Origin of the sequence: Streptomyces sp. NPDC090106 (assembly GCF_044747265.1) — a bacterium.
Lineage (GTDB): Bacteria > Actinomycetota > Actinomycetes > Streptomycetales > Streptomycetaceae > Streptomyces.
In genome coordinates this window covers 139,524-164,135 of record NZ_JBIVDS010000011.1, presented here as the reverse complement: position 1 = coordinate 164,135, position 24,612 = coordinate 139,524, and the positions used below count along the sequence as shown (strand labels likewise).

The following is a 24,612-nucleotide window of genomic DNA, read 5'->3' as shown; positions in this document are numbered from 1 at the left end:
CAGATCGGGAATTCGAAGCTCCGGACGGGCAGATGGAAAATCGATTCCAGTCGCCGGGTCACCGGTCGTCGAATCCCCAGGGCGCGACGGAACATGCGAATGCCGCCGAACCGTCCGAGGTTCCGGATGATTCGGCGGCATTTCGAAGTACGTCAGTCGCCCACGAGCCCGAATGGCCGGTGCTGGTCGGGGGCGTGGGTCCGCCAGGTCGCCGCGTCGAGGCGCCCGAGGGTGTGCCCCGCCTTCATCACCTGGGTCGTGAAGTAGCGGGCGATCAGTCGGTACACCATCTCGCTGGGATGCCCGAGGTCGCTGGTGGTGATCCGGTTGCGGGAGGCGAGTGCGGGGTCCTTCTGCGGTTGGCCCGGCAGGGGAGGCGTGTAGAACACGGGGACTCCGTGGTCCTGGAAGTCCTTCGTCAGACCCCAGCCCGCCAGGTCGACGCTGATCTCCTGCATCCAGCGGTTCATCCGCACGTACCGCGCGTGGTCAGGCTGCGGTGCGTGCGGCCCGGCCGGCCAGTTGGCCAGCAGGTTCTCCAGCAGCTTGTTGTAGGAGACGACGACGGGTTCGATGTTCTTCGCTTCCTCGACCTTCTTCGCCGTGTCCTGCCGCATGTTCTCCATGAAGCGGCAGGCGTTGTAGACGCTCGGCAGGTCGATCACCATGAAGTGGTGGCCCTGGGCCTGGTCGGGGAAGGCGGCGTTGATCTTCTCGACACCGGCCTGGATCTCCGCCACGGCGGGGAAGGCGCCCTTGCCGCTCAGGTCCTTGAACTCGCCCGGATGGTTCTGCTGCCAGGCGAGCCAGTCCGCGTACACGCCGGTGGTGGGCAGGTTCGCGCTCGCGGGGTAGTCCGGACGCTTGGCGGTGACGAAGTCGTTGAGGCCGATCCAGATGACGTGCAGGGTGGGCCCGTCGAAGCGGCCGGTGTAGTTCTTGCGCTGCCAGACGTAGCTCTCGACCTGCTCGTCCAGGGTGGTCAGGGCCCCGGCCGCGGGCTTCCAGTCGCGCGTGGCGATGGCTCCGCCCATCGAGTAGTTGACGTAGCGCAGGACCTTGGGCGGCTGCCCCTTGGCCGAGGCCGGCGCGGTGGAGGCGGAGAGCCCGGATTTGCCGCGTTCCTCCAGCTCCTTGAGGTAGGCCTCGGCGTCGAACTTCGCCTGCGGCTGTGCTTCCCAGTCGTTCACCCACATCTCCGCTCCGCTCGTCAGCGAGCGGTGCTGGGACGAGGCGGCGAGGGTGACGTCCCTGTTGCCCCACATGATCGACTCGCCGGTGGCCCACTCCACCAGGAAGTCCGTCCAGTTCTTGCCGTCGCTGAAGCGGCCGGTCTCGTTGACGCGCATCCCGCCCAGACTCAGGGCGTTGAGAAGACGGCCCAATTCCCCGGTGGGCCACGTCCACTTGTTGCCGATGTCCGACATGCTGTCGCCTAAGACGACCAGGTTCTTGAAGTCAGCCATTCCGTTTCCTGCTTCCCCGTGGTGCCGATGTGATCGAATCCATGCCGAAGCACGCCGCTGATACGGCGTACAGGAATTGTGGATTCCTCGATCTCCCCCTGGCTGCCGCCATCCCCCGATCTTTTCGGCAGCGCTTCTCGAAATACCGTAGGTGGATGGAGCGGACAAGGGAAGGGGGAACGGGACATATATTCACCCGAAATCCCGGACAAGGTGATTTCCTTTTTCACGCCCGCACGGCTGTGCGAGGGTCTGCGTGTGAAGTGGTCTTTCCCGAGTTCATCCGTGAGGCCGGGGGAGTTCCGAGGGAGGTGAGGGGTCGACGGCGGTCGCGGGCGGCCTGACGGAGGGCTGCGCCTGTGCCGGTGCGACCGTCCTGGCGGTGGATGCCGACGGAGCCTCGCCGTCGGCATCCACCGCTAGGAGGGGCGGGGGCAGGGGCAGGGGCGGTGGAGCGGGACCTTTGAGGTGTGTCTTCGTGAAGGGGGCGATCGCGGATGTCGTGCGGCGGCATGTTCCGATCCGCCGAGTCACCGCGCGTCCATGCGGCGAGTTGCGCGGGCTGCCCAGCCTCGGGCGGCCGGGCGATCCCTTCGACAGGACCCCGACCTCGCCGCGGTGGCGCCAGGCCAGGCGCAAATGGCCAGGCTGGAGCGGAAACTGGAGCGTGGTCCGCTTGCTCACGGCTGGGCGGACCAGCGGTGGACGCTGGCGCGGGTGAAGACGCTGATCGATCGGCTGTTCCACGCCTCCTACACGGTGGAGGGCACCTGGCGCCTGTTGAAGCGGAACGGCTGGTCGTGGCAGCAGCCCGTCTGGCGGGCCATCGAGCGTGACCACGCGGCGGTGGAGCTGTGGAAGAAGGAGGTATGGCCGCGGGTAAGAGCACCGCGGAGGCGTGCGGCGGCTGGATCGTCTTCGAGGACGAAGCCGGACAGCCGATGACTTCGCCGCGTGCCAGGATCTGGGGCCGGAAAGGCCGAACCCCGGTGGTGCGGGTGCAGGGCCGGGGATCGGGACGGGTGTCGATGGTGGGCATGACCTGCTACAACCCCGGCGAGAGGTCCCGGATCCTCTACGCGGTCCGCGAGTACAACGGCCGCAAGGACCAGCCCAAGGGCTTCGGATGGCGCGACCTCTGCGACCTCCTCATCCGGGCCCGTATCCAACGCGGCGGCCCGATCGTGCTGGTCTGGGACAACGTCCGCATCCACCTGATGGCCCCGCTGCGGGAGTTCATCGCTGCGAACGCTGGCTGGCACACCGTCTCCCAACTGCCCTCCTACGCCCCGGACCTCAACCTGCAGGAGGGCATCTGGTCGCTGTTCAAGTGCGACATCGGCAACCTCGCCGCAGCCGACCTGAGCCAGATCACCAGGGCCAGATCACCAGGGCCATCAAGCACCGGCTCAAGCAGGTCCAGTACCGCCCGGACCTGGTCGACGGTTGCCTCGTCGACACGGGTTTGACCCTCGGAGCGTGATCATCAGAAGGTGCCGAAGAAGCGATGCCACCAACTGGGCCGCTGGACATGAGAGGGCAGCTGGCTGGGCCCGTCGTAGTCGTGTTCCAGCAGTTCTTCGGGAAGCACCAGATAACCGAGATCGGCCAGCGCCCGATCTGCCTTGGCGAGGTCGGCGGCATCCAGCGCGCCCTCGGCCTGGGCATCCTCCGTGCCGAAGAAGGCTCCTGGGTTGTCTGCGCAGATCAAGGCGAGGGACCCGAACTTGCTCACACAGACCACGATCCGGGTCCCGCACACGGTTGCTTCCGCGGGCACAACCACACGTCCGTACTCACTGGAGTCCTGGGTGTCCCGCTCGGCGGTGCAGCGAGCTGTGAAGTCGTCCTCGAGCCGTGCCACCAGCTCACCGAACAGGGCAGCCATCTGACTGCGGTTGTAGTCCCGCGGCCACTCCAGCCACTCCGGGTCATCGAGCTCACCCAGCAACGTCAGCAGATCAGATTCACTCTTCGTCACCCGCACATCTTGGCGTGCGAGCTACACCTGGATCCACACGGGTACAGCCATGCATACCTGCCGGACCTCATACCGCCGACAACACCCATTCAAGTTCAGTAGCGCCGGCCATCCGCCCAGCGAACTTCGCCGCCACGGCGGGAGTACACCGAGGGAGAACCACCTCACGCCTGCGCGAGAGGAGCGACCGGGACGGTGGTGCCGGGCGCGGCGGTCTGCAACGCCGTGATGTGCTGGATGACGAGCCCCAGCAGCACGGCTGCCGCGATCATGAGCGCCTCCGCCACCACGAGCAAAGCCATTGATTCCGGGGCCAGCCGATTCCCCGCGACAAGCACCAGTGCGTGCGCGATCCAGGCGACCCACCACAGGTTCACCAGCATCGTGCCGCGCCCCTGCTCCCATGACGGGGAACTGGCGCGCCCGATGTCGAGGACGAACTGGCGCGGGACAAAGAAGTTGACCACCGGTATGAACCACGCGCCGATCGTCCAGCCCCGACTCGGGAGCGGGGCCTGGGAGGACAGCTCCTGGGCCGTGCGCCGGGACCGGGCCAGCCACACCAGGAACACCACGATCGCAAGAGTCATCAGATAGGGGAAGACCATCGAGATGAAGCCCGACTCGTCCGGGGACGCATCCGTGTGGAGCAGGTAGCGATCCCGGACCGCCGCCGCGCGGAACACGTCCGCCACAGCGGCTGCCACTATCGCGGCCTGCGCGGAACGGGCGAGGATCCAGGGAGATTTGCGGTCGGTGTTCGTCATCGTCTTCGGCCTGTCTCGGAGGCGTGCGCGGCCACAGCGGACGCCGGGCGCAGTGATCTTAGGTCTGCTCGCCGCGCACGTATACGGCTTTCGGAGCCACGCTCACGAGGTGTCGGGAATACGCGGTCGGATCCAGGTATCCAGGTAGACACTGGGCAGGGTCACCAGGCCGTGGGCCATGACCTGGTGAACGAGTGCCTCACCGGACTGTATGTGCGAGGGCCGCGTGCACTGCGCGCTCCGATCATCCGCCGACCTGCGTTTGCCTGGCCTCCGGGACTGCCTTGGGAGTTCGTGCGTAAGCCGGGTACTGCCGTGGGACTTTCAAGCGTGCTCGCCTTCTCCATCTGCGGGGTGCCAGAGGCCCTCACCGTCGATGGCGACGAAGGCCTGAACTTCAGACAAGAGCGTGGGGGTCGGAGCTACGGCGGAGAAGACGTTCATCCTCAAGGTGACCGCCACCGACAGCCCCGGCATCAACGCCCCCCACCCCCCGGCGCCCTCTCGAACCACACGGAGCGCGCAGCCAGGCCCTTCACGTACTGGACATCACCGGCACCCGCGACCCGTTCATCTCCCCCCCCGCTTTCGCCGCCTACACTCACAAATGATCAAAGGAGGATCCCGTGCAGAATCTGCCGCTTCACCAGCCGGGACTGCTGCGCGGGGCAGCAAAGGAACGAGACACCTGTCGCATCGCCCTCAGCGGATCGATGAAGGTCGCATTGCCCAGTTACGCGCACACTGTGTCCTCAACAGCCAAGCCCTGCATGGCTCACACGGTCGGTTGGTGCACGTGTCAAAACTGACCAAGACCCGTGCGATCGTGACGATCGGCTTGGCGGCGAGCCTTTCACTCGCCACAGGCTGCACGGCACACAGCGGCCAGGGCGCATCGAACGGCAGTCCGCAACCCTTCGCGGGCCCGTCCAGCTCCGCTTCCGCCATTGACCTGGCGACAACTCCACCCGACATCTCCGACTCGACCAAAGCCTTTGTCCGACTGGCAGACAGGACGGGGTCCGAAGAGGTGGCCGTGATCGAGAGCATCGACGCCGGGACCGTCGCCGTGGCGACCGAGTGCGCAGGCGAGGGGAGAACGGTCATCGCCATCGGCGACTTGGCCACCTACACGATCCTGTGCGGGGCCACCCCTTCGGCGACGTACAACGAGATCAGCGTGGACAGCAGCAAGCGGCACATCGAAGTCGTGGTCACGGCCGGCGCGGGAATCCGCTGGGGCTTGTCGGTCGGATGGCGCCCGCGGGGACAGAGTCCGTCCTGAAACACGGCGGCGTAGCACCAACTGCCGCTCAGGCCGCGTGAGCTGCTGGACGATGTGGTGTTGTCGAGTGCCGTTGGGAGGCTGAGCAGCCATGTCGTCGCTTGACCGCCTCACAGCGCTCCTGGGCGAACCGGAGCCCTGGGGCGGCCAGAAGGCCGAGTACGACGCCTTCCAGGAGGTCCGGAACCTGATCTGCGCCTAGGGGGATAGGGGGATAGTGGACGCTCCGCCCTGGCTCCCCGCTCGATGACGGCGCCGGGCCACGGGGTCGTCAGGCGGGCGGCTGCTCTAGAAGGCACCGTGTGTCTCCAGGAACCCCAGCACCGTGTCGGCGAACAGGCCGGGGCGTTCGAGGTGGGCCAGATGGCCGGTGTGCCTCAGGATCGCCGGTTCGGCGTCGGGCAGTGACCCGGTGAGAAGGCCGGCCCAGTGGGGACCGCAGATGAAGTCGTCCTCTCCCGCCAGGACCAGCGTCGGCCCGGTGATCCGGGGGAGGGCCGGTCGTACGTCGAACGGGGCGCCCTCTCCCTGATTGGGCGTCGCGTACATGCGCAGTGACTCGCGGGCGGGCCCGAACTCCTTCTCCCGACCCCAGTAGTCGTAGAGGTACGCCGGCATGATGTGCCGCAGGACGGCGGTGGCACCCTCGTCGGTCAGGGCGCCGAGCGGGGTGGTGAGGGCGGCGGTGTAACCGGCCACCTCGGGGTGGGAGTCGATGTGCCGCCGCTCGAACCGTTCCATGGCGGCGACCGCCGCCGACCAGAACGCCGCGTCCGCCACGGGGGAGGTGTCGTACAGGACGAGGGTGGCGAGGCGGTCCGGGTGGTCCAGCGCGTACCGCTGGGCGACGAAACCACCGTGGGAGTGTCCGAGCAGGTGGATCCGAGGCTGCCGCAGCTGGTCGACGACATGGTGCAGGAGGTCCGCGTACGTGGCCACGGTGTAGTCGCGGGCGTCCGGAAGGTGCCCGGAGAGGCCCGTCCCGACCGGTTCGACGTAGACCATGGTCAGACGTTCTTCCAGCTCAGGCATCCGAAGGTACTCCCAGCCGATCCCCGGTCCGCCCGAGTGGGCGACGCACACGGGGCCGGAACCGGCGACGTGGTACCGCTGCTCGATACGGGCGGCACCGTGGGGGACGGTGAGGGAGTGGGTTCCGGGAGCGAGGGGCGAGGACTGATGCGCGTGGTTCACGTCGTCCGATCATCCGTGCACGACGGACCAGAGGCAAGAAAGAATGCCACCGTTTACAACACTGTTATGAGGTTCGCTGCCGGCCCGGGTTCAACAGTGTCATGAAGAGTGTTGGGGTGCGGTACTCTGAACACAGTGTTTTCGACGTCGGGCTGCTCCACGAAGGCGTCGGGAACGCCGCCGCATCCGCCGCACAGAGCCAGGCGGGTGCCGCCGTGGCCCCCGGACGCCTTCGAACCCCCGCGAACCGCGTCCGGGGCCACGGCCCGGCTTCCTGTCCGTCAGGGGCGCGGGGCGGCGCGGTAGAGGCCCCGGCCCGTGCGCCGGACACGGGATGTGCCGACGAGACGGTCGAGCGTGCTGCGGACGGCGTTGATGGTTCCACTGTCGGTGGCGCGGCCCAGTGCGGTCGCCACGTCACGGGCGCGGACGTCGGTGTCACCGACCTGGGAGAGGTAGGTCAGGATCTGTTCGGTCAGTCTGCCGTACCCGCTGTCCGTGTGGTCTCCGGGATCTCCGGCGTCTCCGGGATCCGCGGAAGCTGTGCGATCCGTGCGATCCGTGCGATCCGAGTCCGCTTCGGACCCCGACGGCTGTGCCGCCGGTGCCACCGGCTCCGTCAACGCGCTCTCCAGGGCATGGACGGCTCGGCGTACCGTGTCGAGATGGGCGGCGACGGCCGCGAGTTCCCTCTCCAACGACCGCTTCTGCAACTCCAGGCGGTCGAGATCGCTCTGTAGGCTCTCCGCGGTGCTCGCGATGCTGTGTGCCGTGCGCGATGCCGAAATCATGTCTGCCTCTTCTCCCTCTCATCCTCAACTCGGGCGCCGCACCCCGTCCAGCTGCGATGGGGCGCCGGAACGGTGTGTGGGTCCCGGCCGGCGCTGTGATGGAGATGCAGTGATGGATGGTGAAGGACTTGTACACCGATTGTTGCCACTGTCGTGGCAAAACGCAACGGGTGTGTGAGGCATCGGTGGGACCTCGACGGGCATCAGCAGGCCACCGGCAGGCCACTGGCGGGCAACCGGCTGGTCATCGGCGGGTCAAGCGTCGTGTGCGCCGCGTTCCGCCGCCGGAGCGGTGCCGCGGTTCCAGGAGCGCAGCTTGTCCGGGTTGAGGACGGCCCACACCCGGGTGACGCGATGCCGGGTGACACCGAAGCTGATCACGGCGACGACCTGGTCGTGATGGCACACGACGATCGCGGTACGGCCGTTGGCGGGGCGCAGCTGGAGGGTGATGTGAGGGCGCGGGGCGAGGAGCGCCAGCAGGGCACGGCCCACCTGCCGCCTGCCGTGCACCGGCCGGGGGAGGGCACGCACCTTGCCGCCGCCGTCGAAGAACGCGCCGGCGTCGGGTGCGAGCAGGGAGGCCAGACGCGCGGCGTCGAGAGTGTCACAGGCCCTGCGCACGGCGCGCACGATCCGCTCGTGCTGCCAGGGTGAGCCCTGCCCCGGGCCCTGCCCCACGACCTGCCCCGCCCACCGTCCCGCGACCTGCCCCGCAACGTCCGCGACCGGTCGAGGCGGCAGGCCGGAAGCGTTCACGCCGAGGCCACTGTCGACATCGGCGGCGTGGACGAACACGGCCCGTTCGGCCGGTGACAGTGTGTTCAGCGCGTCGATCAGGACGTCGCTGATCTCTTCCGTCAGCGCCAGGTCGGCCTCGGTGGCGGCCTCCCCGGGGAACGCCCGCAGGGGCAGCCGGTCCAGGCAGATCGTGCCCGTGGCCCTGGTCAGCCAGGTGCGCGGCTCGTCGATACTCGTCCGCTGGGCGTCGGAGAGGTCGTACCAGCGCTGATAGGCGCCGGTGACGGCGTCCTCCGCCTCGGGGCCGGTGCCCAGCATCCAGGCGGCGACGTCGAGCAGATGCCGCCGCTCGTCCAGCAGCTCGGCGATCGACACCGCGTACCCGTCGTGGCCCATGGGACGTCCTTTCCACCTGCACCCTGCCGCGCCCACCACCGCGGTGGCCGCAGCATCCCTTGCAGAGCAGACCGGGCAGCCGGGGCTCATGTGACATCCGTTCGGACATCCACTCGGACATCCACTCGCGGGGAACGGAGGACGGCGACCCGAAAACACGGTGTGACAAGATGTGATCCCTCTTCCATCCGCGAGGCGCCGTACGCCTCTTGAAGAAGGAATCACTCATGCCTGCCATCCTGATCCACGGCGTGCCCGACACCCATCACGTCTGGGACGGCGTGCGACAGCACCTGACCCGGACCGACGTGGAGGCCTGGGACCTGCCCGGGTTCGGCGCCCCGCGGCCGACCGGTTTCGGCTCCACCAAGGAGGAGTACGTCGACTGGCTGATTCGGCGGCTCGAACGGGTTGGCGAGCCGGTGGACCTCGTCGGCCACGACTGGGGCTGCATCCTCACCCTCCGCGTCGCTTATCTGCGCCCCGATCTGGTCCGCACCTGGGCCGGAGGCAACGGGCCCGTCAACTCCGCGTACGTGTGGCACCCGTTGGCCAGGATCTGGCAGGACCAGGTCGAGGGCGACCGCTACATGCGGGAACTGCGCCCGGAGACGTTCGCCGAGGACCTGGTGGCCGGCTTCGACGTTCCGGAGCGGCTGGCCAAGGACATGGTGAGCCGCGTGGACGAGCCGATGACGGACTCCGTCCTCAAGCTGTACCGCTCCGCGATCACCATGGGAGCGGAGTGGGAACCGGGACTGTCCGCGGTGTCGGCGCCCTGCCTGGTCTTCTGGGGAGCGCTCGACCCCGCCTGCCAGATCGAGTTCGGCCGCAGGCTCGGGGCCTCCCTGCACGCCTCCTCCGTGGTCGAACTGGACTGCAACCACTGGCCGTTGCTCCAGAAGCCCGCCGAGGTCGCCGCACTCCTGGAAGGCCACTGGAACGCCCACGCCGACCACTGACCCGTGCACCACGACCACCACGACACCTCCGCCCTCGCCCCCACCCCCAACCTCACGGCCCCACCCCCACCCCCACCGTTCCACTCGTTCAACAGTGAGAAGTGACATGACCGACAGAGCACCCGCTCTTCCCGCTCGACTCACCGGACCGTCCCGCGCACGGCACGCCCTGCGACGCCGCCCGATCGCGTTCGGCGCGGCGGCCGTGGTCGTGGCGGGCGCCATAGCCGTCCCGGCCGTCGCGCGGGCAACCCAGGACGTCCCGGCCCAGGACACCACACTGCAACAGGAGTTCGCGCAGGCCTCCGAGGACTATCAGGTGCCCGTGAACGTCCTGCTCGCCGTGGCCTACCAGCAGTCGGCCTGGGAGACCCACCGGGGCGGGCACAGCGCCTCCGGCGGATACGGCCCCATGCACCTGACGGACGTCACGGCGGACATGATGGCCGGCGGCGCGGCGGGTGCGGCCGGCCGCTCGGACCTGAAGACGCTGATGCGGGACGACGCCCTGCACACCCTGCGGGCCGCGGCCGAACTGACGGGCCTGCCCGCCCGGGAGCTGCGTGAGGACCCCGGGGCGAACATCCGCGGCGGAGCGGCGCTCCTTGCGTCGTACGAGAAGCGGTGGCACGGCCGGCTGTCCGACGACCCGGCCGACTGGTACGCGGCCGTCGCCCGCTACGGCCAGGCACACGACCGGCGTGCCGCCGGCGCCTACGCGGACCGTGTGTTCGCCACGATGGAACGAGGGGCCGCCCGCGAGACGTCCGACGGACAGCGTGTGCGGCTCACCGCCGACCCCGGGGCCACGCCTGACACCGCGCAGCGGGGCGAGCTGAGGCTGCCGGCGACGGCGGCCACGGACACCGAGTGCCCGACGACGCTGGCCTGCACGTTCGTCGCGGCCCATCCGTCGAACGGACAGGCGGCCGACCGGCCCGCCAACGGCACCGTCATCGACCAGATCGTCCTCCACGACACCGAGGGCTCCTACGCGTCCGCCATCGCCAACGCCCAGCTCGCGGGCACGGCCTCGGCGCACTACGTGATCCGCTCCTCGGACGGCGCGGTCACGCAGATGGTCCCCACGCGGAACCTCGCGTTCCATGCGGGCAACTACGTCACCAACATGCACTCCGTCGGCATCGAGCACGAGGGCTTCGCCGCCCAGGGCGCCACCTGGTACACCGAGGCCCAGTACGAGGCGACGGCCGAGCTGGTCACCTACCTGGCCGCGCGCTTCGGCGTCCCGCTCGACCGTCGGCACGTCGTCGGTCATGACAACGTGGTCGGACCCAACTCCGCGCTCGCGTCCGGTGTGCACTGGGACCCGGGACCGTTCTGGGACTGGGAGCACCTCATGGACCTGCTCGGCGCACCCGTCCAGGGCAGGCACGGCGTCGGTCCCCTCGGGTCCGCCGTCACCATCGCCCCCGGCTACACCCGCAACCTCAACACCGTGCGGATCTGCCCCGAGAACGACCCGAGCGGCGCCACCCCCGAGTGCGCCGACGTGCGCAGGGCGTCGAACTTCGTCCCCCTGCGCACCGCGCCCCGGGCGACCGCGCCCCTCTTCGGCGACCAGGCCCTGCACCCGGACGCACCCGGCACCGACCGGGTCGACGACTGGGGCGCCACCGCCCAGGCCGGACAGCAGTTCGTCGTCGCGGGCGAGAAGGGCGACTGGACCGCGATCTGGTTCAGCGGCAGCAAGGTCTGGTTCCACAACCCGCACGGCCGGAACACCGTCCCGGCACCCGGCGCGACCGTCGTCACCCCCGCCGGCGCCGAGGCGGTGCGGGTGTACGGCACCAGCTACCCCGACCCCGCCGAGATCCCCGCGGGCCTGTCCCCCTCCACCCAGGCACCCCTGAGCATGTACACCGTGCCGGCCGGCCAGTCCTATGTCGCCACGGCCGTACCCCGCCTGACCACGGACTACTTCCCGTCGGCCGCCACCACCAAGGTCGTCTTCGGCGGCAGGCGGATGTACACCGTCCAGTACGGCCATCGCACGTCCCTGGTCTACGAGACGGACCTGAAGGTGCGGAGGACCTCGCACACGGCACACTGACACCCCCTCCGTGCGCCCGCGTGCGGGCCACCCTGTCACACCGAGTGCCCACCACCGGTCTAGAAGGTGAGGACCGAGAGGAACAGAGGACACCGTGCGCGACATCTTGATCGTGGGGGGCGGTTACGCGGGTTTCTACACCGCGTGGGGCCTGGAGAAGAAGCTGCGGCGGGGCGAGGCGCGGGTCACCGTCGTCGATCCCCGCCCGTACATGACGTACCAGCCGTTCCTGCCGGAGGTCGTGGCCGGGTCGGTGGAGGCCCGGCACGCGGCGGTCTCGCTCCGGCGGCATCTGCGCCGGACACGGCTGATCGCGGGCTCCGTGACGGAGATCCGGCACGGAGCGCGCACGGTCACGGTCCGCCCGGAGGCCGGGCCCTCCTTCGACCTGCACTACGACGAACTGGTGGTGACGGCGGGGGCGGTCACCCGGACCTTCCCCATTCCGGGCCTGAGCGACCAGGCGTACGGGCTGAAGCATGTCGAGGAGGCCGTGGCGATCCGCGACCGCCTCCTCACCTCCTTCGACCGCGCGGCCGGTCTGCCGCGCGGTCCCGAGCGGCGCAGGCTGCTCACCGTCACCGTCGTCGGCGGCGGGTTCTCCGGCGTGGAGGGGTTCGGTGAACTGCTGGGCCTGGCGACCGCGTTGCTCAAGCGGTATCCGGAGATCGGCGCGGACGAACCGGCCTTCCACCTGGTCGAGGCACGGGACCGCATCCTGCCCGAGGTCACCGGCCGACCGGGCGCCTGGGTGGTGCGTTCACTGGAGCGGCGGGGGGCGCGGGTGCATCTGAACACCCAGCTCGTCTCGGCCGAGGGCGGACACGTGCGTCTCTCGGACGGCACGGAGTACGACTCCGGGCTGCTGGTGTGGACGGCCGGCAACGCCGCCAACCCGATCGTGCACAACCACACCGATCTTCCCGTCGACGAACGGGGTCTGCTGACCGTGCGGGCGGACCTGCGGATCAGCAGCGACACCGGGGTGGTGCCCGACGCCTGGGCGGCGGGTGACGACGCCTCGGTGCCCGACCTCGCGGCCGGCCGGCCGGGCGCCCGCACGGTGCCCAACGCCCAGCACGCCGTCCGGCAGGGCAAGCGCCTGGCGAAGAACATCCTGGCGTCCCTGCGCGGCCGTCCCGCCAGGGACTACGCGCACCGCAGTCTGGGCGTGGTGGCCACGCTCGGGCTGGGCCGTGGCGTCTTCCAGTACCGGGGGCTGGTCGTCAAGGGGTTCCCGGCCTGGCTGATGCACCGTGGCTACCACGTCCTGGCCATACCGAGCTGGGAACGCAAGGCACGTGTGTTCGCCGTGTGGGTCACCGCCCTCTTCTACGGCCGTGACATCGTCTCGCTCGCCTCGGTGCAGCACCCGAGGGAGGCCTTCGTCTCCCACGGCGAACCGGGCCGCTCCGGGGAATCGCGCCGCTCCGGGGAATCGCGCCGCACCGGCGAACCGAGCCGCACCGGCGAACCGGCCTAGTCGGGCGACCGGTTCAGGGCTTCACGGCGCGGTACAGCCCGCGTCCGGCCCGCTGGACGCGGGAGGCGCCGACCAGCCGGTCGAGCGTGCTGCGCACGGCGTTGATGCTGCCGCTGTCGGTGTCGCGTCCCAGAGCGGACGCGACGTCGCGGGCACGGACGTCGGCGTCCCCCGCCTTCGCGAAGTACGCCAGGATCTGCTCGGTGAGCCTGCCGTACGTCGTGCCACCGTCGCCCTCTGCCTCGGACTCGGACTCGGCCTCCGCCGGAGCCTGCGGACGGGCGGTGGGACGGGTGCCGGCGCCCGTGGGGCCCGCGGCGGTCTTCGCCGGGCGCCTGGCGGCCGGGCGGGCGGTCGCGGCGGGGCGCGCGGCCGGCGGCTTCGCCGGGGCCGGGACCTCCACGGGGCCGGGGGGCGTCACGGCCGGCACGGCCCCCGGCATGAGCGCCTGAAGGGCGTCGAGGGCCCGCTGGACGGAACCGAGATGGGCGGTGACCGCGGCCAGTTCCCTCTCCAGCGCCTGCTTCTGGATCTCCAGCCGGGCCAGGTCCTCCTGGAGACTCTCGGCAGTGCTCTCGATGTCGCGAGCCGTCGCGGTCACGGAGACCATGGGGTCCTCTCGTCCTCAACCCTTTGTCCTGGCGGGACCGCGCGATGTCCGGTCCGCCACCCGGCGCGGCACCGGGGGGATGCTGCCCGACATCATATGCAGCGGTCCCGCGGGCCGAGAACGGAGTGGGCCGGCCCCCACCGGGGCGGGCCCACGCGGAACACACTGTTCTTTCACCCGTACGGGTGGTCAGGGGCGGCCCGCCGGTGAGGGGGCGAGCCCCGCGTCGGTCGAGTCGTCTCCCTCGTCCGCCGCCTCGCCCTGACCCGGTCCGGCGCCGGGCCGCAGCAGCCGCCCGATGCGCTCGGAGACCGCGTGGATCTGGGCGTCCACCTCGTGGATCGCCTCCCGGAGCACGCCCAGCCGTCCCTCCAGGACGGCCGCCTCCGCGGCGAGCGACACGGTGACGGCGGCGGGATCGGTCCGGCAGTCAGCGCTCCGAGCCATCTGTGCCGCCCTCCCCGCTCCGTGCCGGAAGTCCTTGGACGGGTCTTGCGGGATCAGCGGTCGCTGGAAAGCGGCTGATGTACGTCCCTGCCATGCTTCTCCTCCGTCGCCGCGGGGCCCGGGCGACGAACGCCACAAGCCGTCGATACCGCATTGACCGGGTAGCCGCGGGAGCTGTGACAGCCGCCGCACAGCCGCGTCGCCACGGTGGCTCGCCCGACGGCTCCACCGAGGGGAACCACACATGCGGAAGTCCGCGGAATGATTCCCTTCGGAACGTGAGTGTGGGTAACTGGGAGAACAGAACAGTGTGTTTCGAGGGGAGTGGGGGAGTGGGGACGGCATCCGTCGGTGACATCGTGCCGCTCGTCGAACTGCTCGACGAGCGGCGGCACTTGGTGGAGATCGCGCACCGGACGCTGGGAAGCCGGGGCATGGCCGAGCGGGTCACCGACGAGGCGTACCGGGAGTGGTACGGACTTCCCGAGAGCGGGCGGTCGGGCATCGCGACACCGCGGACCTGGCTGTCCGACGTCGTGGGCGGCCTCGCCCTGGCCCGCCTGGCCCCGCCGGCTCCGCCCATTCCACCGGCCCCGTCGGCTCCGTCCGTCCCACCGGCCCCGCCGGCACTCCTGGCCCCGTCGGGTCCTCCGGCTCCGCCGAGTTTGGAGAGCGGGGTCCCCGCGGTGCGGTCCGTTCCGGAGCGCGTCGACCCGGCGGGCACGGCCGCCCTGCACGGTCTGCGGGCCCGGCGCGCCCGGCCCGCGTCACCGCGCCGGCAGGAGGAGGCCGCGTGCGCGGTCCGGCAGGCGTGCGCCGACGGCGACCACGAGCGCCTGGTGCCGCTGCTGGCCCACGACGTCCGCGCGTTCTTCGACGGCGGCGGAAAGCTCCGCACACCGCTCGGACCCGTCACCGGTGCCGCGCACGTCGCCGCGAGCCTGCTCACCCTGCTCCCCGCCCACCCCCGCACCACCGTCGACACGCACCCGGTCAACGGACGCACCGGGCTGGTCGCCCGCTGTCACGGGCGGGTCGCCGCGGTGATCACCCTCGACCTGGCCGACGCGCTGGTCGCCCAGATCTGGATCGTCGTCAACCCCGACAAACTCCGCTCCTGGAACAGCCCGCGCCTCAACCGCGCCTGACGGCGCCTCACGCGGGTGCCAGGACACGGACACCCGACCGTGACCGCAGCAACGCGGCGATCTTGGCCGGGTTGAACACCCACATCACCTGGTGGATACCACGGTGTGTGGCGGCGACGGTCATGAAGGTGGTGGCCCGGCCGCCGCGGTGCAGGATGACCCCGCCACGCCCGTTCGCCTCGACCCTCTCGGCCTCCACCGTCGGCCAGAACCGCGGATAGGCGGTCGACAGGTTCGCCACCCGGGCCCGCCCCAGGACCGGGACCCGGGCCGCCCCGCGGATGCCGTTCCCGTCGGACAGGCTGACCGCGTCCGCGGTGAGCAGCGACTCCAGCGAGGCGACGTCCCCGTGCCGGGCGGCGGTGACGAACGCGTCGAGCAGCCTGCGGTGTTCGACGGCGTCGACACTGTCCCGCTGCTCCCCGGTCAGATGCTTCCGGGCCCGGCTCACGATCTTCCGCACGTTCACCGGGCTCAGCCCCAGCATCCGCGCGATCTCCGGGTACGAGTAGTCGAAGGCCTCCCGCAGGACGTAGGCGGCGCGCTCGGTGGGGGGAAGCTTCTCCAGCACCAGCAGCAGGGCGAGTTCCAGCGCCTCCGCCCGCTCGGCCCCCACCTGCGGATCGTCGCTCGTGTCGATGGGTTCGGGCAGCCACGGACCGATGTAGGTCTCGCGGCGGACCCGGGCGGACTGGGCCACGTTGATGGCCAGCCGGGTCGTCGCGCTCGACAGGAAGGCGACGGGACTGACCACCACCGACCGGTCGGTGTGCTGCCAGCGCAGCCACACCTCCTGGACGACGTCCTCGGCCTCCACCGCGCTGCCCAGCACGCGGTAGGCGATGCCGAACAGACGCGGCCGGAGCGTCACGAAGACGGACACGGCCTCCTTCAGGTCGCCGAGGTCGCTCTCCACGGGGATCGCCTCTGGATACATGTCCTTCGGTCTCCGTTTCCTGTTGCCGGTTCCTTGGGGAGGCGGCACTCGCTCCCGCGGGGCACCCTCCGCTCCAGGAGACCGGGCACACCGTCACTTCGTTACAGGTGCGCGACGCACTGTGTGCCAGGACTTCGCGCCCCACCGTCCGCCCGGCCCCGATGTCACACATGTGGCGATCTGTCGGTCCTTCAGATGAAAGGTGGTGGCGCTCGGCCACAGTGTTCGTTCCATACCCAGGAGGTGTTTCATGGACTGGCGCGACGAGGGTCTGTGCCTGCGCGAGGACCCCGATCTCTTCTTCCCGATCGGCGACTTCAGGAGCGGTGTGACAGCCCTTCAGATCGCCGAGGCGAAGGCCGTCTGCGGCCGGTGCCCGGTCGCCGGGCGCTGTCTGTCGTGGGCCGTCGACACGGGCCCGGTGGAGGGCATCTGGGGCGGTACGACGGAAGGGGAGCGCCGCGCCCTGCGCCTGCGGACGATGCCCCGACGCACCGCCGGGGCACCCGCGGCGGCGACCGAAGAGGCCGCGTGAGCGCCGCCCCGGTGAACGACGGGGGGCCTGCCGTGACGCGATGCGCACGGCAGGCCCCCCGTCGTTCAGGTCAGGCTCTTCCCCCTGTTCGCTGCCGGACGGTTCAGCCCTGCTGCCGCGCGAGCCAGTCGCTGAACCGCGTCTCCGCGATGTGCGCGTCGGGACCGGGAAGCAGCGTGTCCTCCTTCAGCTCCGCGCCGAAGTACGGCGCGTGCACGTCCGACACGACCTTGCGCGGGTCGTTCTTGGCGGCCAGCCCCTTGCCGATCAGCTCGTCGAGCCGGAACACGTCGGGACCGGCGACCTCCACCACACCGTTGACGGGGGTACCGACGGCGGTACGGCCCACGGTGGCGGCCACGTCGTCGGAGTGGACGGGGCGGATCCCGACCGGGGCCAGGTGAACGGTGTCACCGTCGGTCGCGGCCTCGGCGATGCCCTTCATGAACTCGAAGAACTGCGTGGCGTGCACGATCGAGTACGGGATGCCGGAGTCCTTGATCAGCTCCTCCTGCGCCTGCTTGGCACGGAAGTAGCCGCTCTCCTGGAGCCGCTCCGTACCGACGACGGACAGCGCCACATGGTGGGTCACACCGGCGTCGGCCTCCGCCTTGAGGAGGTTGGTGGTCGACGTGCGGAAGAACTCCATCACGGCGTCGTCCGCGAAGGAGGGGGAGTTGGACACGTCGACCACGACCGAGGCACCCGTGAGGACCTCGGCCAGTCCCTCGCCGGTGAGGGTGTTGACGCCGGTGTTGGGGGCGGCCGGCACGGCCTCGTGACCGTGCTCCGAGAGCTTGGCGACCAGCTTCGAGCCGATCAGACCGGTACCGCCGATGACGACGACCTTCATGAGGAGATCCCTTCGTGGATGGTGTTCGCTGGGAAAGGGTTTGTTAAGAAAGACCGGCTTCACCTGCTTCGTGTGACACGGCAGGGAAATGTGAGCCCCGTACGCCGCTATTCGACGAGCTTGCCCTCGGTGGAGACCTCCGCCATGAGCGCGGCGATCTCCCCCGGAACCGGCGGAATGCTCTCGCGGGTGACACCCGTCCCCGGGGACCACACGAGGTTCACGCGCAGCGCCGGGTCCGTCTCGGGGAAGTCGCTGCGGTTGTGGCAGCCGCGCGTCTCCCGGCGCTCCAGCGCCGCTTCCAGCGTGGCGCGCGCGGCCAGAGCCGCCGACTTCAGGTCGAAGGCGTGGGCGAGGTCCTGGAAGCCCGCGATGTCGGGATGCACCCCGACGTTCTCCATGCGCTTCTCGATCAGGTCCAGCTCCGCGAGACCGGCGCGCAGACCCTCCTCGTCCCGGACGACACCGGCGTGCTCGGTCATCGTGTTGCGGATCGCGCGCTGAAGAGCGCGCACGTTCTCCGGCCCGTCCGCGGCCAGCAGTCCGTCGACCTCGGCGCGCGCCTCGGCCACGGCGGAGGCGTCGCGGGGCTGTGCGGTGAGCGACTCCGCGTAGGCCGCGGCGGCCTGCCCGGTGATACGGCCGTACACCAGCAGCTCGATGAGGCTGTTGCCGCCCAGCCGGTTGGCGCCGTGCAGTCCGCTGGAGGCCTCGCCGATGGCGTACAGGCCGCGGACGTCGGTGCTGTGGTCCTCGGGGCGGACCCAGACACCGCCCATCGAGTAGTGGGCCGTGGGGGCGACCTCGATGGGATCGCGGGTGATGTCGAGCATCTGGAGTTCGAGGAGGGTCTGGTACACCCGGGGCAGCCGCGCCATGATCGTCTGGCGGGGCAGGTGCGAGACGTCCAGCCAGACACCGCCGTTGGGTGTGCCGCGCCCCTCCTTGATCTCGGTGTAGGAGGCGAGTGCCACCCGGTCGCGCGTCGACAGTTCCCCGCGCTCGGGGTCGTAGCGGCTCATGTACCGCTCGCCGAGGGCGTTGCGCAGGACGCCGCCCTCGCCGCGGGCCGCCTCGCTGACCAGCGTGCCGGCCGCGTTCTCCGGCTCGATGATGCCGGAGGGGTGGAACTGCACCAGCTCCGGGTCGCGCAGCCTCGCCCCGGCCTCGACCGCCAGCCGGAAGGAGTCGCCGGTGTTCTCGTCGCGGCGCGAGGACGTACGGCGCCAGATGCGGGTGTGTCCGCCGGCCGCGAGGATGACGGCGTCCGCGTGGATGCGGTAGCGGGTGCCGTCGTTCAGGTCGAAGCCGTAGGCGCCGAACACCGCGCCGTCGTGGACCAGCAGGCGGGTGATGTAGACGCTGTCCAGCATCGGGATGTCCAGCTGGGCGGCCCGCCGGATGAGCGTCCGCTGGATCTCCAGGCCCGTGTAGTCGCCGGCGAACGCGGTGCGCCGGAACGTGTGGGCGCCGAAGAAGCGCTGGGAGATACGGCCGTCCTCCTCACGGGCGAAGGCCATCCCGTAGCGCTCCAGGTCGTCGATGCCGAGGGCGGCGCCCCGGGTGACGATCTCGGCGGTACGGGGATCGCCGAGCAGATAGCTCTCCTTCAGGGTGTCGGCGGCGTGCTGCTGCCAGCTGTCCCCGGGGTCCATCGTGGCCAGCGCCGCGTTGATCCCACCGGCGGCCAGCGAGGTGTGGGCGTCCTCCTTGGGACGCTTGCCGACGGCGATCACGTCGACGCCGGCCTCGGCCAGCTCGATCGACGCCCGCAGACCGGCTCCGCCGGTGCCGATCACCAGCACCGTGGTGGCTGGACGTTGTTCGGTAATGGCCACGATCACTCCCGTCGCTGTGGGTGGGTCCCGGAAAGGTGACCGGCCCAGGCAGGGGTTTGTGACAGCGGCACCGATGCGGTGAGCACGGTCCGGCGACGGGTGTGTGCAGGTGTCACACCTTGACGGAGTCCTCGGTCACACCGTTGGGCCCACAGCCCACAGCCCACAGCCCACAGCCCACAGCCGGAGAGGAGCGACGGAATGACGTACGTCATCGCGCAGCCCTGTGTCGACGTCAAGGACCGGGCATGCCTGGCCGAATGCCCGGTGGACTGCATCTACGAAGGTGTCCGCACGCTGTACATCGACCCCGCGGAGTGCGTCGACTGCCACGCCTGCGAACCCGTGTGCCCGGTCGAGGCGATCTTCCCGGAGGACGGACTGCCGCCCGAATGGGCGCACTTCCGGTCCGTCGACGAGGAGTTCTCCGCCGGACGGCCGGGGCGAGCGGACGGCCCGCCGCGGGAGCCCGGCGACCATCCCTTGGTCGAGGCCCTGCCCCCGCAGCACCCGCGCCGGAAGGGGATCGCCGCGTTCGCCGTCCGCAAGGAGGAGGCCGCCGACGTCGAGCCCTGGTTCCCGCTCTGAGCGCTGAGGGCGCTCCGACCGCTCAGGGCGCGAGGGTGATCGTGGTGGGCGTGCCCCGCCACGCCATGCGCGCGTAGGGACACAGCCCGTCGGCCCGCTCCACCAGCCGCGTGGCCGTCTCGCGCGGGACGCCGGGCCATCGCACCACCAGGTCGACGTGGAGCAGATAGCCGCCGTCCCCGGGATCCCGTCCGAACGCGACGGTCGCGAGGACCGAGACGGCCGAGGGATCGAGCCTCTCCTGCCGTGCCAGCAGGCTCAGCGCGCCGTGGAAGCAGGCGGCGAAACCGGCCGCGAACAACTGCTCCGGGTTGGTGCCCTCACCGCTGCCGCCCAGCTCGGCCGGCATCCGCAGGTCCAGGTCGAGGGCGCCGTCGCAGGAGCGTGCCCGGCCGGACGCCCGCCCGTGCGCGACCGCACCGCCGTCCACGGTCACGGTCGTCGTGTAGAGGGGCGAGAACGCGTCCCCGGTGAAGTCCTTCGCGGTGGACAGGGCGGGCAGCGGGATCCGGTCGGTCACGGCATGGCTCCGGGGCGTGGTGGTCGGGTGGCGGCAGCGGGTCCGCCTCCTGCATGACCGGGGAACCGCCGCTCCTGTGACGCCGGTCAGTCCCGCAGGGAGTCCACGTACGGCGCCAGCTTGGCCGGGTTCATCACCCACATCACCCGGTCGACGCCCTCCTCCGAGACGTCCAGGGACAGCAGGCTGACGGCCTCCCCGCCGGAGGAGACGAGCACCGCCGGCAGACCGTTCGCCTCCACCCACCGGACCTCCGTGCCCGGCCAGAAGCGCGGGGCGAAGGCCGCGAGGTACCGCGCCACATGGTCCCGTCCGACCACCGGGATCTTCGACGCGCCCCGGATCCCGCCGCCGTCCGAGTAGCTGACGACGTCGGCGGCCAGGATGTCCTCCAGGACCGACAGATCGCCCGTGCGCGCCGCGGAGAGGAACACCTTCAGCAGCCGCCGGTGGGCGGTCGGCGCGACCCGTGCCGTGCGCTCGGCGGCCAGATGCTTGCGGCCCCGGCTCACCAGCTGCCGCGCGTTGGCCTCGGTCGTCTCCAGGATCTCCGCGATCCGGCCGTAGGGGTAGTCGAACGCCTCCCGCAGCACGTAGGCGGTGCGCTCCACCGGGTTCAGCTTCTCCAGGAGCATCAGCACCGCCAGCTCCAGCGCCTCGGCGCGCTCCGCCCCCAGCTGCGGATCCTCCGTCGTGTCGACGGGGTCGGGCAGCCACGGCCCCACGTACGACTCCCGGCGCACCCGGGCGGACTGGGCCAGGTTGATCGCCAGCCGGGTGACGACCGTGGTGAGGAAGGCCGCGGGTTCCTTGACCTTCGTGCGGTCCGTGTTCTGCCACCGCACCCAGGTGTCCTGCACGACGTCCTCGGCCTCCGCGACGCTCCCCAGCACGCGGTACGCGATGCCGAAGAGCTGGGGGCGGGCCCCGAGAAAGTCCTCCGTCGCCCGGTCGAGGGTGTCCGGTTGGCTGCCAGCGTGCATGAAGAGTCCCTTCCGGCTCGTGCCCACCATGTTACAAGCGGTGCGGTGGGACGGCCGCGCGGCCGACCGCCCGTCCCCACTCCTGACACTTCCCCTGTCACACCATGTCGTTCACGGCGCGTTCCCGGGGTGTCACGGATCGGTCGAGCGACTGGTCAATGACGGTGTACGGCACGGATTCCGGAAGGTGCACACAGTGTGGGAGATGACGTCCATGGCCACCCCCGTCGACGTCGAACACGGTTTGCTCACGGTGGTGTTCTCGCTCGTCGCGGCGCACGCGCTGTGGCAGGGCGCGCGGTTCCCGGGCGATCGGCGCCGTGACCGGGTCGACCACCTCCTGCACGGCGTGATGGCCGCCGCCATGGCCGCGATGCCCTGGAGCCTCGGCCGCGTGCTGTCCGGCCGGACAGCGCCCCTCCTCTTCACGGCCGCCGCCCTGTGGTTCCTCCTGACCGCCCTCGACCGCCGCACGGCGCACACCCCGGCGGCCGGGGCACGGCTGCCGTCCGCCGCGGGCATGGCGGCGATGGCGTGGATGCTGAGCCCCTTCCACCACCGCAACGGCGCGGTCACCGTCCTGCTGACGTCGTATCTCCTGGCCTGCGCGCTCCGGTCGTTGACCCGCCCCATGCCCTCGCTCCGCGCGGTCGCCCGCCGTACGCCCGGTGCCGTGGCGGCGGACGTGTACGGGCAGACGCGGCACGGGGCGATGGCGCTGGGCACCGCGCTGATGCTGCTCATGCCCCACTGAGCCCCGGCGGTGCGGAGCGGTCAGGGAAGGAGGCTCTCCAGGGGGACGCCGGCATCGGCGAGGACGGCGTCGTCGGTCTCCGCGCCGGACTCGACGAGGGCCCGGATCGGATCGATGACGTCCCACACGTTCACGCTCATGCCCGCCAGGACCCGCCTGCCGGACATCCAGAAGGCGACGAAGCGCCGCTCCTCCCGCGCGCCGCGGAAGACGACCCGGTCGTGGCCGCCCGGCTCCGTGTGGCCGGTGTACTCCATCCCGAGGTCGTACTGGTCGGTGTAGAAGTACGGCAGCCGCTCGTAGGCCGCCTTCTCGCCCAGCATGCTCAGCGCGGCGGTGCGCGGCTGGTGCAGGGCGTTGGCCCAGTGCTCCACCCGGATGTGGCGGCCCAGCCGCGGGTGATAGGCGTTGGCGACATCACCGGCGGCGTGGACGTTCTCGTCGGAGGTCCTCAGGCCCGCGTCCGTGACGATGCCGTCGCGGACCTCCAGGCCCGCCTCCTCGGCCAGCCGCACGTTGGGCGTGATCCCCACGCCGACGACCACCGCGTCGGCGGGCAGACGGGTGCCGTCGGCGAGCAGGACACCGTCCGCACGCCCGCCGCTCCCGGTGACCCGCACGAGTTCCGCGTGGGGCCGCAGCACGACGCCGTGCTCCCGGTGCAGGCCCGCGAAGACCTCGGCCGCCTCACGGCCCAGCACCTTCAGCAGGGGCAGCTCCCCGCGCTCCAGCACGGTCACGTGCGCCCCGGCCGTCCGGGCCGCCGCCGCGGTCTCCAGGCCGATCCAGCCGCCGCCGACCACCACGATCCGCGCGCCCTCGGTGAAGGCCGCCCTGAGCCGGTCGCTGTCGCCCAGGCGGCGCAGGTACAGCACGTTGTCGAGGTCCGCCCCGGGGACCGTCAGCCGGCGCGGCGTGGAGCCGGTGGCCAGGAGCAGCCGGTCGTAGGGCACACGGTCGCCGTCCTCCAGCGTCACCGTGCCGCCGTGCCGGTCGAGGGAGGTCACGGTCCGGCCGAGAAGCAGCTCGACATCGTGCGTCCGGTACCAGTCCTCGGGGTGCACATGGACCGACTCGCGGTCCTCCTTGCCCAGCAGATAGCCCTTGGACAGCGGCGGCCGGACGTAGGGCCGTTCCCGCTCGTCGCCGATGACGACGAGGGGTCCGTCGTGACCGTGCGCGCGCAGTTCCTCCGCGGCCTTGCCCGCGGCGAGACCGCCTCCGACGATCACGAACGTCTTCACACGCGACATGAGGGGATTCCCGTTCTGGAGAGTGCGGCCCGCACAGCGGGCCGTGTGGTGGGTCCGACCGGAAGACCGGACGGCGCGGGCAGGTGTGACAGAGCGGCGAAGGGACCTCCGCGCCACCGGTGTCTCACCGGTGGCGCGGCAGGGTGACGGCCAGCAGCCGCGGGTCCCCGGGGCCGGGGAGCGGGACGAATCCGTGCGGCGCGAGCTCCGCGGCGAGCCGGGAGCGGGTCGCGGGCCACATCCAGAACGTCTCGGTGTGTTCCCGCAGCACATGCTCCGCCTGCCTGACCCAGTAGTCGACGCGGGTGCGGATGCGGTGACCGGCCGCCGACATCGTGATGCGCCCGCCGTACGTGTGCTCCCCGACGCGTGTGTCCCCCAGCGGGCGCACGACCGCGCCGACGGGAAGCCGGGCCGGCGGCAGCTCGACGAACAGCGAACCACCGGGGGTGAGGGCGGCGGCGATCGCGGGCCACAACTCCTCGCGTACGGCGGGCGGGAGACAGCCCACCATGTTGTGACAGACGGCCACGTCCGCGACCGCGCGCAGCGGCGCCTCGTCCAGCGGGAGCGGGTGCACGGTCACCCGCTCCCGCTGGACGGCGGGCAGCGCGGCGAGCCGGGTCAGCAGCGACGTGCGCATGGCCCGGGCCGGCTCCACGGCGTGCACGTCGGCCCGCGAACCGGCCAGCGCCAGCATCGTCACCCGCCCGGTCCCCGCCCCGACGTCCAGCACACCGTGGCGGGCCCGGGCCACCTCACGGCCGTAGAGGCGACGGACCCGTGCCGCGTCCTCGTCGGCCTGGAGGATGTCGTAGAACTCCGCGGTGACCGCGTAGGAGTCCGGATCCCGCCGGAGGCCCGGCGCTCTGGTCATGACAGTGTTCATGCCCGATATGACAAGGTATGGGAACGACGTGTGACAGCCGGTCCCCTGGTGAGCCCCTGGGACGGCCCGCGACCGGGACGACCGCCCCGGTGCCCGGTGCCCGGTGCCCGGTGCCCG

The 24,612-nt window shown here is 70.8% G+C and carries 25 protein-coding genes; 10 read left to right on the top strand and 15 right to left on the bottom strand.

Annotated features, from left to right (window positions below; translation table 11 throughout):
• Positions 1–152: 152 nt before the first annotated feature.
• Complete coding sequence (locus ACIPSE_RS32420; protein ID WP_401669603.1) at positions 153–1,466, bottom strand: hypothetical protein; 1,314 nt, start codon at positions 1,464–1,466, stop codon at positions 153–155.
• Between the two features lie 543 nt (positions 1,467–2,009).
• Here ACIPSE_RS32420 and ACIPSE_RS32415 point away from each other — a divergent pair.
• Entirely contained in the window at positions 2,010–2,411 is a 402-nt protein-coding gene (locus ACIPSE_RS32415; protein ID WP_401669600.1) for a winged helix-turn-helix domain-containing protein, read from the top strand.
• A complete protein-coding gene (locus tag ACIPSE_RS32410; RefSeq protein WP_401669597.1) occupies positions 2,336–2,935 on the top strand; it encodes a transposase in 600 nt (199 codons plus the stop codon). Before ACIPSE_RS32415 ends, ACIPSE_RS32410 begins: the two co-directional genes overlap by 76 nt.
• A 17-nt stretch (positions 2,936–2,952) precedes the next feature.
• Here the strand turns inward: ACIPSE_RS32410 and ACIPSE_RS32405 are convergent, their stop codons facing one another.
• Together ACIPSE_RS32405 and ACIPSE_RS32400 are read right to left on the bottom strand one after the other, a co-directional pair.
• The gene (locus ACIPSE_RS32405; RefSeq protein ID WP_401669595.1) at positions 2,953–3,447 is read right to left on the bottom strand and encodes a hypothetical protein; all 495 of its coding nucleotides are present in this window, start codon (positions 3,445–3,447) and stop codon (positions 2,953–2,955) included.
• 164 nt (positions 3,448–3,611) lie between these two features.
• Positions 3,612–4,214 carry a DUF4328 domain-containing protein gene (locus ACIPSE_RS32400; protein ID WP_401669592.1) on the bottom strand — a complete coding sequence of 201 codons (603 nt, stop codon included), beginning with the start codon at positions 4,212–4,214 and terminating at the stop codon, positions 3,612–3,614.
• Positions 4,215–5,010: 796 nt separating this feature from the next.
• Here ACIPSE_RS32400 and ACIPSE_RS32395 point away from each other — a divergent pair.
• Complete coding sequence (locus ACIPSE_RS32395) at positions 5,011–5,499, top strand: hypothetical protein (protein ID WP_401669589.1); 489 nt, start codon at positions 5,011–5,013, stop codon at positions 5,497–5,499.
• Positions 5,500–5,787: 288 nt separating this feature from the next.
• On the opposite strand, the gene ACIPSE_RS32390 is transcribed toward ACIPSE_RS32395, so the two are convergent.
• From ACIPSE_RS32390 to ACIPSE_RS32380, 3 genes are all read right to left on the bottom strand, one after another.
• Complete coding sequence (locus tag ACIPSE_RS32390) at positions 5,788–6,693, bottom strand: alpha/beta fold hydrolase (RefSeq protein WP_401669587.1); 906 nt, start codon at positions 6,691–6,693, stop codon at positions 5,788–5,790.
• A 281-nt stretch (positions 6,694–6,974) separates the two neighbouring features.
• The gene (locus ACIPSE_RS32385; RefSeq protein WP_401669584.1) at positions 6,975–7,484 is read right to left on the bottom strand and encodes a hypothetical protein; all 510 of its coding nucleotides are present in this window, start codon (positions 7,482–7,484) and stop codon (positions 6,975–6,977) included.
• A gap of 255 nt (positions 7,485–7,739) precedes the next feature.
• Positions 7,740–8,621, bottom strand: a complete 882-nt coding sequence (locus tag ACIPSE_RS32380; protein ID WP_401669582.1) for an RNA polymerase subunit sigma — start codon at positions 8,619–8,621, stop codon at positions 7,740–7,742.
• 227 nt (positions 8,622–8,848) lie between these two features.
• On the opposite strand from ACIPSE_RS32380, the gene ACIPSE_RS32375 reads away from it, so the two are divergent.
• The 3 genes from ACIPSE_RS32375 to ACIPSE_RS32365 all read left to right on the top strand — a co-directional run bounded on the left by ACIPSE_RS32375 (position 8,849) and on the right by ACIPSE_RS32365 (position 13,140).
• On the top strand, positions 8,849–9,583 hold the full coding sequence (locus ACIPSE_RS32375; protein WP_401669580.1) for an alpha/beta fold hydrolase: 735 nt from the start codon (positions 8,849–8,851) through the stop codon (positions 9,581–9,583).
• A gap of 106 nt (positions 9,584–9,689) precedes the next feature.
• On the top strand, positions 9,690–11,657 hold the full coding sequence (locus ACIPSE_RS32370) for an N-acetylmuramoyl-L-alanine amidase (protein ID WP_401669577.1): 1,968 nt from the start codon (positions 9,690–9,692) through the stop codon (positions 11,655–11,657).
• 94 nt (positions 11,658–11,751) lie between these two features.
• The gene (locus ACIPSE_RS32365) at positions 11,752–13,140 is read left to right on the top strand and encodes an NAD(P)/FAD-dependent oxidoreductase (RefSeq protein WP_401669575.1); all 1,389 of its coding nucleotides are present in this window, start codon (positions 11,752–11,754) and stop codon (positions 13,138–13,140) included.
• Between the two features lie 13 nt (positions 13,141–13,153).
• On the opposite strand, the gene ACIPSE_RS32360 is transcribed toward ACIPSE_RS32365, so the two are convergent.
• Together ACIPSE_RS32360 and ACIPSE_RS32355 are read right to left on the bottom strand one after the other, a co-directional pair.
• A complete protein-coding gene (locus tag ACIPSE_RS32360; RefSeq protein ID WP_401669573.1) occupies positions 13,154–13,750 on the bottom strand; it encodes a hypothetical protein in 597 nt (198 codons plus the stop codon).
• Positions 13,751–13,939: 189 nt separating this feature from the next.
• A complete protein-coding gene (locus ACIPSE_RS32355) occupies positions 13,940–14,197 on the bottom strand; it encodes a hypothetical protein (protein ID WP_401669571.1) in 258 nt (85 codons plus the stop codon).
• 332 nt (positions 14,198–14,529) lie between these two features.
• Between ACIPSE_RS32355 and ACIPSE_RS32350 the strand changes: the two genes are divergently transcribed.
• The gene (locus ACIPSE_RS32350) at positions 14,530–15,345 is read left to right on the top strand and encodes an RNA polymerase subunit sigma (protein ID WP_401669568.1); all 816 of its coding nucleotides are present in this window, start codon (positions 14,530–14,532) and stop codon (positions 15,343–15,345) included.
• A gap of 7 nt (positions 15,346–15,352) precedes the next feature.
• Here ACIPSE_RS32350 and ACIPSE_RS32345 read toward each other — a convergent pair whose 3' ends face one another.
• Positions 15,353–16,282, bottom strand: coding sequence for a sigma-70 family RNA polymerase sigma factor (locus ACIPSE_RS32345; protein ID WP_401669565.1), 930 nt, complete (start codon positions 16,280–16,282; stop codon positions 15,353–15,355).
• Positions 16,283–16,532: 250 nt separating this feature from the next.
• On the opposite strand from ACIPSE_RS32345, the gene ACIPSE_RS32340 reads away from it, so the two are divergent.
• Positions 16,533–16,817 (top strand): WhiB family transcriptional regulator, encoded by a 285-nt coding sequence (locus ACIPSE_RS32340; RefSeq protein WP_401669563.1) that lies wholly within the window; start codon positions 16,533–16,535, stop codon positions 16,815–16,817.
• 103 nt (positions 16,818–16,920) lie between these two features.
• On the opposite strand, the gene ACIPSE_RS32335 is transcribed toward ACIPSE_RS32340, so the two are convergent.
• On the bottom strand, positions 16,921–17,670 hold the full coding sequence (locus tag ACIPSE_RS32335) for an SDR family oxidoreductase (RefSeq protein ID WP_401669560.1): 750 nt from the start codon (positions 17,668–17,670) through the stop codon (positions 16,921–16,923).
• A 107-nt stretch (positions 17,671–17,777) separates the two neighbouring features.
• Positions 17,778–19,508, bottom strand: coding sequence for an L-aspartate oxidase (locus ACIPSE_RS32330; RefSeq protein ID WP_401669558.1), 1,731 nt, complete (start codon positions 19,506–19,508; stop codon positions 17,778–17,780).
• A 201-nt stretch (positions 19,509–19,709) separates the two neighbouring features.
• Here ACIPSE_RS32330 and fdxA point away from each other — a divergent pair, with 201 nt between their 5' ends.
• The gene (gene fdxA, locus ACIPSE_RS32325) at positions 19,710–20,096 is read left to right on the top strand and encodes a ferredoxin (RefSeq protein WP_401669556.1); all 387 of its coding nucleotides are present in this window, start codon (positions 19,710–19,712) and stop codon (positions 20,094–20,096) included.
• Between the two features lie 22 nt (positions 20,097–20,118).
• Here the strand turns inward: fdxA and ACIPSE_RS32320 are convergent, their stop codons facing one another.
• Both ACIPSE_RS32320 and ACIPSE_RS32315 read right to left on the bottom strand, forming a co-directional pair.
• Positions 20,119–20,616 carry an Ohr family peroxiredoxin gene (locus tag ACIPSE_RS32320; protein WP_401669554.1) on the bottom strand — a complete coding sequence of 166 codons (498 nt, stop codon included), beginning with the start codon at positions 20,614–20,616 and terminating at the stop codon, positions 20,119–20,121.
• Positions 20,617–20,702: 86 nt separating this feature from the next.
• A complete protein-coding gene (locus tag ACIPSE_RS32315) occupies positions 20,703–21,599 on the bottom strand; it encodes an RNA polymerase sigma-70 factor (RefSeq protein WP_401669551.1) in 897 nt (298 codons plus the stop codon).
• A 205-nt stretch (positions 21,600–21,804) separates the two neighbouring features.
• Here ACIPSE_RS32315 and ACIPSE_RS32310 point away from each other — a divergent pair, with 205 nt between their 5' ends.
• Positions 21,805–22,353: a DUF5134 domain-containing protein gene (locus ACIPSE_RS32310; protein ID WP_401669549.1), complete on the top strand. Its 549-nt coding sequence runs from the start codon at positions 21,805–21,807 to the stop codon at positions 22,351–22,353.
• Between the two features lie 20 nt (positions 22,354–22,373).
• On the opposite strand, the gene ACIPSE_RS32305 is transcribed toward ACIPSE_RS32310, so the two are convergent.
• Positions 22,374–23,606 (bottom strand): NAD(P)/FAD-dependent oxidoreductase, encoded by a 1,233-nt coding sequence (locus ACIPSE_RS32305; protein WP_401669547.1) that lies wholly within the window; start codon positions 23,604–23,606, stop codon positions 22,374–22,376.
• 124 nt (positions 23,607–23,730) lie between these two features.
• Entirely contained in the window at positions 23,731–24,483 is a 753-nt protein-coding gene (locus ACIPSE_RS32300) for a class I SAM-dependent methyltransferase (protein ID WP_401669545.1), read from the bottom strand.
• Positions 24,484–24,612 lie beyond the last annotated feature (129 nt).